The 13,642-nt window shown below is 32.2% G+C and carries 15 protein-coding genes; 11 read left to right on the forward strand and 4 right to left on the reverse strand.

Features of this window, described 5'->3' with window-relative positions; all coding sequences use genetic code 11:
- Nucleotides 1-115: 115 nt before the first annotated feature.
- The 7 genes from hisD (at nt 116) to hisIE (ending at nt 6,746) form a co-directional block, all read left to right on the forward strand.
- Nucleotides 116-1,396, forward strand: coding sequence for a histidinol dehydrogenase (gene hisD / locus WA340_RS10805; protein WP_336129060.1), 1,281 nt, complete (start codon nt 116-118; stop codon nt 1,394-1,396).
- 109 nt (nt 1,397-1,505) lie between these two features.
- Entirely contained in the window at nt 1,506-2,555 is a 1,050-nt protein-coding gene (hisC, locus tag WA340_RS10810) for a histidinol-phosphate transaminase (RefSeq protein WP_336129061.1), read from the forward strand.
- A 108-nt stretch (nt 2,556-2,663) separates the two neighbouring features.
- Nucleotides 2,664-3,797 carry a bifunctional histidinol-phosphatase/imidazoleglycerol-phosphate dehydratase HisB gene (gene hisB / locus WA340_RS10815; protein WP_336129062.1) on the forward strand — a complete coding sequence of 378 codons (1,134 nt, stop codon included), beginning with the start codon at nt 2,664-2,666 and terminating at the stop codon, nt 3,795-3,797.
- 67 nt (nt 3,798-3,864) lie between these two features.
- Nucleotides 3,865-4,446: an imidazole glycerol phosphate synthase subunit HisH gene (gene hisH / locus WA340_RS10820; RefSeq protein WP_336129063.1), complete on the forward strand. Its 582-nt coding sequence runs from the start codon at nt 3,865-3,867 to the stop codon at nt 4,444-4,446.
- 59 nt (nt 4,447-4,505) lie between these two features.
- Complete coding sequence (gene hisA, locus WA340_RS10825) at nt 4,506-5,240, forward strand: 1-(5-phosphoribosyl)-5-[(5-phosphoribosylamino)methylideneamino]imidazole-4-carboxamide isomerase (RefSeq protein WP_336129064.1); 735 nt, start codon at nt 4,506-4,508, stop codon at nt 5,238-5,240.
- 91 nt (nt 5,241-5,331) lie between these two features.
- Nucleotides 5,332-6,087, forward strand: coding sequence for an imidazole glycerol phosphate synthase subunit HisF (hisF, locus tag WA340_RS10830; RefSeq protein ID WP_336129065.1), 756 nt, complete (start codon nt 5,332-5,334; stop codon nt 6,085-6,087).
- Nucleotides 6,088-6,134: 47 nt separating this feature from the next.
- Entirely contained in the window at nt 6,135-6,746 is a 612-nt protein-coding gene (gene hisIE / locus WA340_RS10835) for a bifunctional phosphoribosyl-AMP cyclohydrolase/phosphoribosyl-ATP diphosphatase HisIE (RefSeq protein WP_336129066.1), read from the forward strand.
- A gap of 19 nt (nt 6,747-6,765) precedes the next feature.
- Here the strand turns inward: hisIE and WA340_RS10840 are convergent, their stop codons facing one another.
- The 4 genes from WA340_RS10840 to WA340_RS10855 all read right to left on the reverse strand — a co-directional run bounded on the left by WA340_RS10840 (nt 6,766) and on the right by WA340_RS10855 (nt 10,859).
- The gene (locus WA340_RS10840) at nt 6,766-7,719 is read right to left on the reverse strand and encodes a DUF5694 domain-containing protein (RefSeq protein ID WP_336129067.1); all 954 of its coding nucleotides are present in this window, start codon (nt 7,717-7,719) and stop codon (nt 6,766-6,768) included.
- Between the two features lie 91 nt (nt 7,720-7,810).
- A complete protein-coding gene (locus WA340_RS10845; protein ID WP_336129068.1) occupies nt 7,811-8,605 on the reverse strand; it encodes a LytTR family DNA-binding domain-containing protein in 795 nt (264 codons plus the stop codon).
- A 2-nt stretch (nt 8,606-8,607) separates the two neighbouring features.
- On the reverse strand, nt 8,608-10,329 hold the full coding sequence (locus WA340_RS10850) for a sodium:solute symporter family protein (protein WP_336129069.1): 1,722 nt from the start codon (nt 10,327-10,329) through the stop codon (nt 8,608-8,610).
- Between the two features lie 92 nt (nt 10,330-10,421).
- A complete protein-coding gene (locus WA340_RS10855; protein ID WP_027878988.1) occupies nt 10,422-10,859 on the reverse strand; it encodes a hypothetical protein in 438 nt (145 codons plus the stop codon).
- An 89-nt stretch (nt 10,860-10,948) separates the two neighbouring features.
- On the opposite strand from WA340_RS10855, the gene WA340_RS10860 reads away from it, so the two are divergent.
- From WA340_RS10860 to WA340_RS10875, 4 genes are all read left to right on the forward strand, one after another.
- The gene (locus WA340_RS10860) at nt 10,949-11,728 is read left to right on the forward strand and encodes a tRNA pseudouridine synthase A (RefSeq protein WP_442920772.1); all 780 of its coding nucleotides are present in this window, start codon (nt 10,949-10,951) and stop codon (nt 11,726-11,728) included.
- A gap of 160 nt (nt 11,729-11,888) precedes the next feature.
- On the forward strand, nt 11,889-12,392 hold the full coding sequence (locus WA340_RS10865) for a Dps family protein (protein ID WP_336129071.1): 504 nt from the start codon (nt 11,889-11,891) through the stop codon (nt 12,390-12,392).
- A gap of 46 nt (nt 12,393-12,438) precedes the next feature.
- A complete protein-coding gene (locus WA340_RS10870; RefSeq protein ID WP_336129072.1) occupies nt 12,439-13,341 on the forward strand; it encodes a mechanosensitive ion channel family protein in 903 nt (300 codons plus the stop codon).
- A 48-nt stretch (nt 13,342-13,389) separates the two neighbouring features.
- Entirely contained in the window at nt 13,390-13,548 is a 159-nt protein-coding gene (locus tag WA340_RS10875) for a DUF1328 family protein (RefSeq protein ID WP_304144336.1), read from the forward strand.
- The last annotated feature ends 94 nt before the right edge of the window (nt 13,549-13,642 follow it).

Raw genomic sequence — 13,642 nt, forward strand, 5'->3', positions numbered from 1 at the left:
CATCTCAAAGAAATATAATTGTCAGACTGAGCTTGTCGAAGTCTTTTTATCCAGAAGCAAAAACGTAATAACACAACAACACTAAAAAAGATTCCCACTTTCGTGGGAAATGAATATGAAAACAATAAAATACCCAAATAAAAATACGTGGTCAGAGCTTTTAAAACGACCAACACAAACCGTAAACGATATAGAAAGTACGGTTAATCAGATTTTTGAAGACGTACAACGCAACGGTGATATTGCAATAAAAAAGTACACTAGCTTATTTGATGGCGCAGATTTACAATCTAACCTCGTGACTGCACAAGAAATTGAAGAGGCATTTTCTAAATTATCATCAGAATTAAAATTTGCGATTAACCAAGCAAAGTCAAATATTGAAACATTTCACAAAGCACAAAAAACAGAAAAGGTAAGCGTTGAGACGTCTGTTGGAATTACCTGTTGGCAAGAAAAACGTGCTATACAAAAAGTCGGGATTTATATTCCTGCTGGTACTGCGCCATTATTTTCAACAGTTTTAATGTTAGCAATTCCTGCAAATATTGCTGGTTGCAAAGAGATTGTATTGTGTTCACCACCAAATAAAGACGGTAAAATTGCTAACGAAATTTTATATGCTGCACAACTTTGTGGTGTGACCAAAATTGTAAAAGTTGGCGGCATTCAAGCGATTGCAGGATTAACGTTTGGAACCGAAACTATTCCGCAAGTCTATAAGATTTTTGGTCCAGGAAACCAATTTGTAACCGTAGCAAAGCAATTGGCTACTAAATATGGTGTAGCTATCGATATGCCTGCAGGACCAAGCGAATTGTTGGTTGTTGCAGATGATAGCGCCAATGCAAGTTATGTAGCTTCAGATTTATTAAGTCAAGCAGAACATGGAACAGATAGTCAAGTGATTTTAGTATCAACATCTGAAAATTTTATAAATGAAGTTGAAACTGAAATCAATACGCAAATCAAAGCATTACCAAGACAAGATATTGCGCAACAAGCTATCAATAATTCAAAATCTATTTTAGTGAAAACTGATGAAGAAGCATTAGATTTAATTAATGATTATGGTCCAGAACACTTTATTGTAGCAACTAAAAACAACGACTTTTATGTTGAAGGCATTCAAAATGCAGGTTCAGTATTTATTGGTAATTACACACCAGAAAGTGCTGGCGATTATGCGTCTGGTACCAATCACACCTTGCCAACCAATGGATTTAGCAAAGCGTATTCTGGTGTAAATTTAGACAGTTTTACAAAAGCGATTACGTTTCAAAATATCACAAAAGAAGGTTTACAAAACATAGGGAACACCATAGAACTAATGGCTGAAGCTGAAGGTTTACAAGCGCACAAAAACGCAGTTTCAATTAGATTAAAAGATATGTAGCAAACGTCACATCGAGTGATTTCAAAGAATGAGAAATTGTATCGAGATGTTAAAGTTCTCGATACGATTTTCAAAAGAAAATCACTCGAACTGACGAAAATCAAATTAAATGAAAACAACTTTCAACATAAATAACTTAGTCAGACCAAACATCGCAGCCTTAAAACCGTATTCTTCAGCGAGAGATGAGTTTAAAGACGCAACATCAAACCAAATGATTTTCTTAGATGCTAATGAAAATCCGTTTGAAAATGGTGTAAATCGTTATCCAGATCCGCAACAAAAAGATGTAAAATCGATGTTGTCTAACATAAAAAACGTTCCAACCGAGAATATCTTGTTAGGTAACGGAAGTGATGAAGTGTTAGACTTAATTTTTAGAGCGTTTTGTGAGCCAAACCAAGATAATGTTATCACATTACCACCAACTTACGGTATGTACGATGTATTAGCAAACACTAATGCTATAGACGTTTTAAAGGTTGAATTGAATACTGATTTTCAACCAAAAGTAGAAGCTATTTTAAACACTCAAAATAGCAACACCAAACTATTGTTTTTATGCTCGCCAAACAATCCAACAGCGAATAGTTTTGAAGCGTCTAAAATTGAAAAATTATTAACTAATTTCAATGGAATTGTAGTGATTGATGAAGCATATATCGATTTTTCAGAAGACGAAAGTTGGATATCAAAATTATCAGATTTCCAAAATTTAATAGTCACACAAACGTTGTCTAAAGCGTATGGAATGGCAGGCATCAGACTTGGGATTTGCTTCGCTTCAACCGAAATTATTTCAATTTTAAACAAAATAAAACCACCATATAATGTTAATCAATTAACACAGCAAAAGGCAATACAACGATTAGAAAAGCAACAAGACGTTCAAAACGAAATTCAGAATATAATTTCAGAAAGAAGCCTGTTAATTAAAGCATTAGAGTTGATTACTTGGATTGATACTATATATCCAACACAAGCTAATTTTGTGTTAGTAAAAGTTGATGATGCGACTAATCGATACAATCAGTTAGTTGAAAAAGGCATCGTTGTTCGTAACCGAACTAATCAGCCACTTTGTGAAAACTGTTTGCGTTTTACGGTTGGTACAAGTAAAGAGAATGAGAAATTGATTGCAGTATTAAATAATATATAAACGTCACATCGAGTGATTTCGAAGAATGAGAAATTGTATCGAGATGCTAAAGTTCTCGATACGATTTTCAAAGGAAAATCACTCGAACTGACGAAAACTTAAAAAACAATGAAAAAAGTACTATTCATAGACCGAGACGGCACACTAATTAAAGAACCAGCAGACGAGCAAATCGATAGTTTTGAGAAGTTGGTGTTTTATCCAAAAGTGTTCACGTATCTAAGTAAAATAGCAAAAGAATTAGATTTTGAAATCGTAATGATTACCAATCAAGATGGATTGGGAACAGATGTGTATCCAGAAAACACATTTTGGCCAGTTCACAATTTTGTACTTCAATCTTTTGAAAACGAAGGTGTTATTTTTGAAGAACAATTTATAGACAGAACTTTTGCTAAGGATAACGCACCAACACGCAAACCAAATACAGGTTTATTAACCAAATATTTTAGTGAAGATTACGATTTAGAGAATTCGTTTGTTATCGGTGACCGATTAACCGATGTTGAATTAGCTAAAAATCTGGGTTCGAAGGGTATTTTTATTAACGACAATACCAATTTAGGAACAGACGAAATTACGGTAAAACGAGACGCTTTAGACAAGTTTATCGCTTTAGAAAGTAATGATTGGGAAGAAATCTATAAATTCTTAAAAGCTAAAGAACGCACAGGAACCATCGAAAGAAACACCAACGAAACCAAGATTAAAATCGATTTAAATCTTGATGGAACAGGACAAAGTAATATCGATACAGGTATTGCGTTTTTCGACCATATGTTAGACCAAATTGCGCGTCACGGACAATTAGATTTAAATATTAAAGTCGATGGTGATTTAGAAGTAGACGAGCATCACACGATTGAAGATACAGCAATTGCTTTAGGTGAAGTATTTGCAACGACTTTAGGTAACAAATTAGGTATAGAACGTTACGGTTTTAGCTTACCAATGGACGATTGTTTTGCGCAAGCTGCAATAGATTTTGGTGGTAGAAACTGGCTGGTTTGGGAAGCCGATTTTAAACGCGAAATGATTGGTAAAATGCCAACCGAAATGTTTTTTCATTTCTTTAAATCCTTTACAGATGGTGCAAAATGCAACCTAAACATTAAAGCTGAAGGCACAAACGAGCATCACAAAATTGAAGCTATTTTTAAAGCATTTGCTAAAGCAATAAAAATGGCTGTAAAACGTGACGTTGAAAAAATGATTTTACCAAGTACAAAAGGAATGTTGTAATTAGCTTCTAGTCTTTAGCGTTTAGCTGTTAGCTAAAAACTAAAGGCCAAAAGCCAAAAGCTTAAAAATGAAAATAGTCATCATAAATTACGGTGCAGGCAACATCAAAAGCATTCAATTTGCCTTTAAAAGACTAGGTTTTGAAGCGTTGTTAACTAATAACCCTGAAGAAATTAAAGCAGCAGACAAAGTGATTTTTCCTGGTGTAGGCGAGGCGAGTAGTGCTATGGAAAAGCTAAAAGAATCAGGTTTGGACTCGTTGATTCCGCAGTTAAAACAGCCTGTTTTAGGGATTTGTTTAGGTATGCAATTAATGTGTAACTCTACAGAAGAAGGAAATACAAAAGGTTTAGGCATTTTTGATGTAGCTGTAAAACGCTTTTCAAACGCAGTAAAAGTGCCACAAATGGGTTGGAACACGATTAATAACCTTCAATCAGATTTGTTTAAAGATATCAAAGAGAATGAATTTATGTATTTGGTACATAGTTTTTATGCAGAACAATGCCAAGAGGCAATTGCAATAACAACTTATGATGTAGAATACGCTTCAGCATTACAGAAAGATAATTTTTACGGTGTGCAATTTCATCCAGAAAAATCATCCTTGGCAGGCGAACAAATCTTAAGAAATTTCATCAATTTATAAAATAATAAAACGATTAGCTAAAAGCTAAAAGCTAAAAGCTAAAAGCAAAAGGCGAAAAAATGAGAATAATACCAGCAATAGATATAATAGAAGGAAAGTGCGTAAGATTAACTAAAGGTGATTATAGCACAACAAAAATGTACAATGAAAATCCGCTAGAAGTTGCCAAGCAATTTGAAGATGCAGGCATAGAATACTTGCATATGGTAGATTTAGAAGGCGCTAAAGCAGATCACGTAGTCAATTATAAAGTGTTAGAAAAGGTTGCGACAAAAACCAATTTAAAAATTGATTTTGGTGGTGGACTTAAATCCGACGACGATGTATTTATAGCATTTAATTCTGGTGCTAAACAAATTACAGGTGGTAGTATAGCAGTAAAAAACACCGACACTTTTTTACGATGGATTAATAAATACGGTACCCAAAAAATTATCCTTGGTGCCGATTGTAAAAACGAGACAATCGCTATTTCTGGTTGGTTAGAAGAAAGTAGTTTAGAGGTTGTACCGTTTATACAAGACTATCAAAAAAACGGTATTCAATATGTGGTATGTACAGATATTTCAAAAGACGGAATGCTTCAAGGACCATCAGTAGATTTGTATAAAAAAATAATCAACCAATGTACCAATGGTAGCGCAGATCAATCTGTAAAACTAATTGCTTCTGGCGGAGTAACAACTATTGAAGATGTTGAAGTTTTAGCAGACATAGGTTGCGATGGAGTCATAATCGGAAAAGCCATTTACGAAAACAGAATAAGTTTAAAAGAATTAGAACGCTTTTTATAATGAAAAATTAATGTCATTGCGAGCGTAAGCGTGGCAATCTCATTCTTTGTAAAAGATTGCTTCACTATGTTCGCTATGACGAATAGAATTTATGCTAACAAAACGAATCATACCTTGTCTAGATATTAAAAACGGTCGAACCGTTAAAGGTGTTAATTTTGTTAATTTAAGAGACGCAGGCGATCCTGTAGAATTAGCAAAACAGTATGCAGAAAAAGGTGCAGACGAATTGGTGTTTTTAGATATTTCAGCAACTTTAGAAGGAAGAAAAACAATGATTGAAATGGTGCTTAAAGTCGCCGAACAAGTTAATATTCCATTTACTGTTGGTGGTGGAATTTCCAGTGTTGAAGATGTAGATGTACTTTTAAAATCTGGTGCAGATAAAATATCTGTCAATTCATCTGCTGTAAAACGACCAAAATTGGTAAATGAATTATCAAGTAAATTTGGTAGTCAATGTGTTGTAGTTGCTATAGATGCCAAACAAGTTAATGGACAATGGAAAGTGCATTTAGCAGGTGGAAGTATTCCAACCGAATTAGATTTATTTGATTGGGCAAAAGAAGTTGAAACAAGAGGCGCAGGTGAAATTCTGTTTACGTCTATGAATAACGACGGAACAAAAAACGGATTTGCAAATGATGCATTGGCTAAACTATCAGACACTGTAAATATCCCAATAATTGCGTCTGGTGGCGCAGGAACTATTCAGCATTTTACAGATACATTTAAAGAAGGAAAAGCAGATGCAGCTTTGGCTGCAAGTGTATTTCATTTTGGTGAAATAGAAATAAAAAATTTAAAAGAAGAATTAAAACAGGAAGGTATTTCTGTTAGATTATAAATTTTATCCTGAACTTGATTCAGGATCTCATAAAGCGTAAAAATATAATGAACATAAATTTCAATAAAAACAACGACGGATTAGTCCCTGCAATCATTCAAGATGCAACAACCAAAAATGTGTTAATGTTGGGTTATATGAACGAAGAAGCGTTTAAAAAGACCCAAGACACGAAGTTAGTGACCTTTTTTAGCCGTATCAAAAACCGACTTTGGACCAAAGGTGAAGAAAGCGGTAATGTTTTAAACTTAGTAGATATTAAATTAGATTGTGATAACGATACTTTGTTAGTAACTGTAAATCCAAAAGGACCAACGTGTCACACAGGAAGCGATACGTGTTGGAATGAAGCTAATAACGAAACTTATGGGTTTTTAACCCAATTAGAAAACACCATACAAAGTAGAGTAGAAGCCGGTAACACAGAAAAATCGTATGTAGCTTCATTATTTGCAAAAGGAATTAATAAAGTGGCTCAAAAAGTAGGCGAAGAAGCTGTAGAAGTTGTAATTGAGGCTAAGGACAATAACGACGATTTATTTTTAAATGAAAGTGCAGATTTATTATTTCACTATTTAATGTTATTGCAAGCTAAAGGATTCAAGTTAGAAGATGTTATAAATGTACTCAAGCAAAGAGATAAAAAAAACGCTAGATAAGCATCTAGCGTTTTTAGCTTTATAATTCGTTTACAAGTGTTATTTTAAACTGCGGATAATTTTCTTTTAATTCCTTTTCTAACCCTATTATATGAGCAGCACCAACAATAACAATATTTCGTGTTTTATCTGAGGCTTTTACGCTATCACCGATGTTTTTTGCCATACGCATATTTCTTTCGTTCCAGTATTTTTCGCCTTGTTTACAACCATCGGTCATATTTTTTGTGTAAGTAAATGCAGCTAATTGATGGCTTGTTTGCAAAGATTTTTTCTTATTGGTGTGTTTTCCTAAACCTCTAAATATCGCAGGTAAAATTGCCGAGTTATAGTCCTTTTTATTTAGTTTTTTCATAATAGCGTTATTCCCATTATTTTTTCCCTCTTTATAACATTTAGACCAACCTTCATGATATTTATCGTTGGTTCGTTGATCATCCATAGCATTTAATAGTTTAATATTTTGATGTATGGCTAATTTATAAGTAAGATCACCATCTTCATAACGTGTTGGTTTTTTACTTCCTTTTAAGCCGTGCTTTAAAATATAACTGTAAAATCCAAAATTAGCGTCGTCTCTATGGTAAGCAAATGTTTTTTGTAAATATTGTAAATCTTGTTTCGTCATGGCTGAAAAGTCTTTTTCTAAAAGTGATAAAACTTTAGTACTATCTGGTGTAAAAACGTTTTTAATAGAATCTGACAAATGGTAGAATTGCTTATAACTTTTAGACCATCCATTTTTTAAATATGCCCAACTTAAACTGTCATTTCCTTTAGGACTCTCTACATATATTGCTGTCGGATTATATTTTTTGGCACGTCTTAGCATAGGTTTATAACTATGCTTTACAATTTTTGGAACCTTATGCATTGTGCCGACTAAGACAATTTCTTTTTGTGTTTGATGTTGTGCTTTTAGATTGAAAATAGATAGGCAAACGATTAAAATTAACATTACAATAGATTTCATCTTTATTAAATTTTTGATTAAACTTTGATACTGCTAAATTAAAATCTAATCTTGATAAAACCCTTTGTTTTGTTGACTTTGGGGTGAAATGTTATGCTGTTGTGGCAGAATTAAACCGTTGTTTTATACTACTTAAATATGTTTTCGAAATAGGAATTTGGATAGCATGATTTAAAATTAAAAAATGCTTTCCTTTTTCGGTTTTCCATTGTTGAAAATGATATGGGTTAACAAGATATGAACGATGTGTTCTAATCAATTCGTCAAAAGTTTCATCAATGACCGAAAGTTTATTTCTTATTAAGGTTTTTTTTAATTCATTTCCTGAAAGATATAATACTTCAATATAATTATCTGAAGATTGAATGCTTATAAGATCATTTAAATGCAATCGTATACCTTCAAAATTACCTTCACCTTTAATTTCTATTTTTTGGTCTTCGACTTGTTTTTCAAAATATTTACCAAAAGCAAATCTAGCGATTATGATTATAGGTATAATAGTGCCAGCTGCAGGTAGTAAAATAGCTTTAAGCATGTAACCCAAGGTGTAAGGACTTGGAATACCTACCATAATTACATATAAGTAGTACAATCTAACAAAAGTTAGAGTTATAATGGTATAGGTAAGCAGAAAAACAATTTCTTTAGCAATAGTCCATTTTTTTATCTTATAAGGCAATATTTTGTATTGTAAAGGCAAAAATAAAAGATAAGAAATACCGCCAATTATCCCATATCCAGGTAAGTATATTAGTTTTTCTGTATCGCCAAACTCGTCTACGTCCAAAGGTTCTGTAAAATAAAGAAATACAAAAATCCAAATAGCAAGTAACAAGCCTATAATAACATGGTGTTTTAGTTTGGGATCGAAAGGATATTTCATCTTTAATTTTTATTCAATTTATAAATAATAAACCCTAAAACAGTTGTTACGATTAGTAATACAAATCCTTTTAAAGTATCGCTATAAATAAAACTTCCAATTGAAAATAATAACGCGTAAACACCAAAAACACCACAGAAAAAACTAATTGTTTTGTTGCCAAACCCTTTAAATTTTGATTCGTCACCAAAAATTAAAGCATTAAAAGTAGCTAAAGTTTTTGCGTCTGTAGGTTGTGTTAGTAAAGTCACGATAATCCAACCAAAAGTCGTAATTACTACACCTAAAACTAATTGCCAATGTCCAGCAATTGTTACCATTGGTGTATCTAATTTTCCGTTTATAAAGAAAAAAACAGCAATTAAAAACGAAATTACCATAGCAGCAATTTCGCTATATGGATTAATTCTGCTCCAAAACCAACGTAAAATAAAAAGTAATCCAGTTCCTGCACCAATTTGAAGTAATAAGTTAAATACATCTGCTGCCGATTGTAAATAAAATGAAAATAATGCAGCACATAGCATTAATACCACTGTAGATATACGTCCAACTAAAACCTGCTCTTTATCAGTTGCTTCTGGTTTTAGAAATCGTTTGTAAAAATCGTTTACTATGTAAGAACTTCCCCAATTTAATTGAGTCGAAATTGTACTCATAAACGCCGCAATAAGTGATGTTAAAACAATACCAATTAATCCAGCAGGTAAATACGTCATCATTGCTGCGTAAGCTACATCATGACCTTGCATTTGTTTTGTAAGATTAGGAAAGGTTTCTGATATGGTATCTAGATTAGGAAAAACAACAATTGATGCCAAACCAACCACAACCCATGGCCAAGGACGAATTGCATAATGTGCTACATTGAAAAATAGAGTTGCCCAAGTCGCGTGTTTTTCGTTTTTAGCAGCTAGCATACGTTGTGCAATATAACCACCGCCACCAGGTTCTGCACCAGGATACCACGTGCTCCACCATTGTACTGCTAAAGGAATAATTAGCAAAGTTATTAATGCTTCTGTGTTACTAAAATCTGGAAAGAATGCTAATTTATCTACTACATTTTCATTAGTTAAAAGGTTGTCTATTCCACCAATTTCAGGGATGTTAACAATGTAAATCGTAGCCCAAACACTTCCAACCATTGCAATAATAAATTGTATGAAATCTGTAATCAACACACCTTTTAATCCTCCTAAGGTAGAATAAACAACTACAATAATCGAGGCGTAAAGCAACATTTCTTCTTGTGATATTCCTAATAAAATATTTGCAATTTTCGCACCAGCCAAACATACGCCAGCCATAGTAATAATATTAAAGATTACACCAAGATAGATAGCTCTAAATCCGCGTAAAAAACTAGCCGTTTTTCCGCTATAGCGTAACTCGTAAAACTCTAGATCTGTTGTTATTCCGCTTTTGCGCCATAATCTAGCGTAAAAAAATACGGTTAACATACCGGTTAGTAGCATTGCCCACCAAACCCAGTTTCCAGAAACACCGTTGGTCCTAACCAATTCGGTTACTAATCCAGGTGTATCTGCAGCAAATGTTGTTGCAACCATGCTTACACCAAGTAACCACCAAGGCATGTTTCGGCTTGATAAGAAAAAAGATTTTGTGTCTTTACCTGCTTGTTTAGAAACAAAAATTCCTATTCCTGCAAATAGAATTAAAAAAAAAGCAATTATTACCCAATCTAAAGTAGATAAAACCATAATTATAAATGTTGATAAACAAATCTAAGATTTATTAATAAATAAAAAAGCATTAGAAATTTCTAATGCTTTTTTATGGGAGTTAAAACTTATTACTTAAGCCAACCTTTTGCAATTCCTTTGTTTGAAAATACTATTAATAGAATAGCTATTATAGGTATTGAAATTGACATACTTGTGTCAAATCCAGACATTTTATCTGAGATTGGTGACATGAAAAACGTGTAAATAGATTGAACGATTACAGCAATAAAAGAAACTATAAAAAAGATATTAGCTAGTTTTTTTCTCAATAATAATAGGATGCATGCTCCAAATCCAGCAAAAACAGCAATTGCGAATGCAGCAGTATACCAAGCAGGAAAATCTATACTATAAATTTCTTGTTGTTCTGGTGGCATTGCAGCGATAGCTTCTTCGGTTAAAAATGCTTGTCCAATATAAGCTAATACGCCCATTGCATTCCATAATAAAGCAATAATGCTTATTATCCAGAACCAAATTGGAGGTTTTTGTGTGGTTGTTGTCATAATTTTAAAATTTAGTTAGTTTTTTAATGATATACAATTTATAAAATTTTTGCCAATTGAAATGTAATAACTTATTTTCGGCAATAATTATGAAAAAGAAATTTTTTTACGTTATCACCATTCAATATTTAGGCTATCGTTTTCACGGTTGGCAAAAACAACCCAATGTAAAAACGTTACATTTAATGGTAGATCGTACTTTAAATTTCATTTTAAATAAAAAAACATTTAAAACCTTAGTTTCTGGTCGTACAGATGCTATGGTTAGTGCAGAAAACGCTGCTTTCGAGTTATTTTTAGAAGAGCCCATTGAAGATTTTGAAGCGTTTTTAAAGTTATTTAATTACAATTTACCACAAGACATTCGTGCTAAATCCATCAGAGAAGTAGATAATAAATTTAATATTATTCAATCTTCAAAAACTAAAGAATACATATACATTTTTGCATTTGGTGGTAAGTTTCATCCATTTTGTGCACCAATAATGACCACAATATTAGATCCTCTGAATATTGAAATCATGCAAGAAGGTGCAAAACTTTTTGAAGGTAGACATTATCTAAAAAATTACTGTTTTAGACCTACCAATAACGGAGTTTACGACAGAGAAATTGATTCTTGCGAAATCGTAGAAAACACACTTTATACTGCAAATTTCTTTCCAGAAAAAACATACATGCTTCGTGTTAGAGGTAAAGGTTTTATGCGTAATCAAATACGATTAATGATGGGTGCATTAATCAATTTAGGTAAAGGAGAACTTACTTTAAACGACATTAAATCTAGCTTAACACCCGAAAACACTGTTGCTATAGATTATGTGGCTCCTGCATCTGGACTTATTCTTCATAAGTTAGAATTTGATTAAACTGTTAATCGTTTTAACACCTCATTATTTTCTTAACACAATTTTATGTTAAAAGGCTAAGCTATTAGTTAAAGCTAGTTAAATGGCTAGTAATCAATATTGTTTAATTGTAATTTAGAACTGTTAAACAAAATAAACAACCCAAAATATAATATTGATTATGAGTTATTTGAATATGCAAGATGAAAAATTATTACCAGTAGTAATGGATTTAAATACATTATTATCTGACTATCATATGTACTACCAAAAACTAAGAAGTTTTCACTGGAATATATTAGGAAAAAGCTTTTTTGACCTACATGAACAGTTTGAAGACATGTACAATGATGCACAAATTAAAATTGATGAAATAGCTGAGCGAATTTTAACACTTAGACATCATCCTGTTAGTAAATTTAGTGATTACATTAAAATAGCTACTGTACAGGAGGAAAGCGCTATGATTTCTGACCAAAAAATGATAGAAACTCTTTTAAACGACCACAAAATTATCTTAGCGCAAATGTCTAGTGTTATAGATTCTGCTGAAAATGCAGGAGACGAAGGTACAATTGATTTAGTTGGTGCTTATATAAGAGAATTAGAAAAAACTAGTTGGATGTTAAATGCTTGGACAAAAAAGTCTACAGATCAACTAAAGGAAGAAGCAGTAGCTAGCTAACATTTTAGCAATTTAGATACAGTACTAACCTTAAAAATTTAACATTATGAAAGATCAATTATCCGAAGCATATAATTTATTGATAGATAAATTAGAAGGCTGGTTTAATATAATAGTAACCAATATACCAAACTTAATTTTAGCAATCTTAGTATTATTTGCCGCATATTTTGTTTCAAAATATGTAAACAAATATGTAAGCAAGCTAATGGCTAGAAGAGTAGAACAAAACTCTATAACTAATATGGTAGGACGCATTTCTGCAGTAGTTATAGTATTAGCAGGATTATTTTTAGCCTTAGGTATATTAAATCTTAGTAAAACATTAACCTCATTATTAGCTGGTGCTGGTGTTGCTGGATTAGCAATTGGATTAGCATTACAAGGTACATTATCTAATACGTTTGCAGGTGTAGTTTTATCTTTTAGAAAAAAAATACAGATAGGACATTGGGTAGAAACTAATGGGTTTTCTGGAGAAGTTATGGATATAAATCTTAAAGATTTCACCTTAAAAGAAGCAGATAATAACATTGTTGTTATACCTAATAAAATGATTCTTGAAAATCCTTTAAAAAACTACACATTAACTACAAAAATGAGAGTATTCTTAGAATGTGGTGTAGGATACGAGTCTAATCTTGAAGATGTAGAGCGTATAACTAAAGAAACTATTTGCAACACATTTGACCAGATAGAAAAACCAGAAGATGTAGAGTTTTACTATACAGAATACGGCGGAAGTTCTATTAACTATTTATGTAGATTTTGGATAGACGCAGAAAATGCTTTAGAAAAATTAAGAGCAAAAAGTAAAGCGATTATAGAAATTAAAAAAGCATACGATAAAGCGGATATTAACATTCCGTTCCCTATCAGAACACTTCAATTTGATAATAAATTATCATTTGAATCACAAGATTTAGAGAAACAATTCTCTGACAACTAAAAGCAAAGTGCTGTTAGTTTAATATTAACCATTTAAAACCAAAAAATTATGTTACGTTGGACAATCACATTTATCATTATCGCAATTATAGCCGGAATCTTAGGATTTGGTGGAATAGCAGGTGCAGCTGCAGGAATTGCTAAAATCTTATTCTTTGTCTTTTTAGTGTTATTTGTAGTATCACTTTTAAGAGGAGCAACTAGATAAATACTAGTCAACTAATCAGTTACTTAAAATAATTTAGAAGCAAAAATAAGCTAGCTGATTAGTTCTATTTATTAACCAATAAAGACCAAAAAAC

The sequence above is a fragment of the Mesoflavibacter sp. CH_XMU1422-2 genome (assembly GCF_037029245.1).
Lineage (GTDB): Bacteria > Bacteroidota > Bacteroidia > Flavobacteriales > Flavobacteriaceae > Mesoflavibacter > Mesoflavibacter zeaxanthinifaciens.

Bases quoted from the DNA above. Each gene is read 5' to 3' on its own strand.
- hisD (WP_336129060.1), top strand. From the start codon at position 116: ATGAAAACAATAAAATACCCAAATAAAAATACGTGGTCAGAGCTTTTA.
- hisC (WP_336129061.1), top strand. From the start codon at position 1,506: ATGAAAACAACTTTCAACATAAATAACTTAGTCAGACCAAACATCGCA.
- hisB (WP_336129062.1), top strand. From the start codon at position 2,664: ATGAAAAAAGTACTATTCATAGACCGAGACGGCACACTAATTAAAGAA.
- hisH (WP_336129063.1), top strand. From the start codon at position 3,865: ATGAAAATAGTCATCATAAATTACGGTGCAGGCAACATCAAAAGCATT.
- hisA (WP_336129064.1), top strand. From the start codon at position 4,506: ATGAGAATAATACCAGCAATAGATATAATAGAAGGAAAGTGCGTAAGA.
- hisF (WP_336129065.1), top strand. From the start codon at position 5,332: ATGCTAACAAAACGAATCATACCTTGTCTAGATATTAAAAACGGTCGA.
- hisIE (WP_336129066.1), top strand. From the start codon at position 6,135: ATGAACATAAATTTCAATAAAAACAACGACGGATTAGTCCCTGCAATC.
- WA340_RS10840 (WP_336129067.1), bottom strand. From the start codon at position 7,719: ATGAAATCTATTGTAATGTTAATTTTAATCGTTTGCCTATCTATTTTC.
- WA340_RS10845 (WP_336129068.1), bottom strand. From the start codon at position 8,605: ATGAAATATCCTTTCGATCCCAAACTAAAACACCATGTTATTATAGGC.
- WA340_RS10850 (WP_336129069.1), bottom strand. From the start codon at position 10,329: ATGGTTTTATCTACTTTAGATTGGGTAATAATTGCTTTTTTTTTAATT.
- WA340_RS10855 (WP_027878988.1), bottom strand. From the start codon at position 10,859: ATGACAACAACCACACAAAAACCTCCAATTTGGTTCTGGATAATAAGC.
- WA340_RS10860 (WP_442920772.1), top strand. From the start codon at position 10,949: ATGAAAAAGAAATTTTTTTACGTTATCACCATTCAATATTTAGGCTAT.
- WA340_RS10865 (WP_336129071.1), top strand. From the start codon at position 11,889: ATGAGTTATTTGAATATGCAAGATGAAAAATTATTACCAGTAGTAATG.
- WA340_RS10870 (WP_336129072.1), top strand. From the start codon at position 12,439: ATGAAAGATCAATTATCCGAAGCATATAATTTATTGATAGATAAATTA.
- WA340_RS10875 (WP_304144336.1), top strand. From the start codon at position 13,390: ATGTTACGTTGGACAATCACATTTATCATTATCGCAATTATAGCCGGA.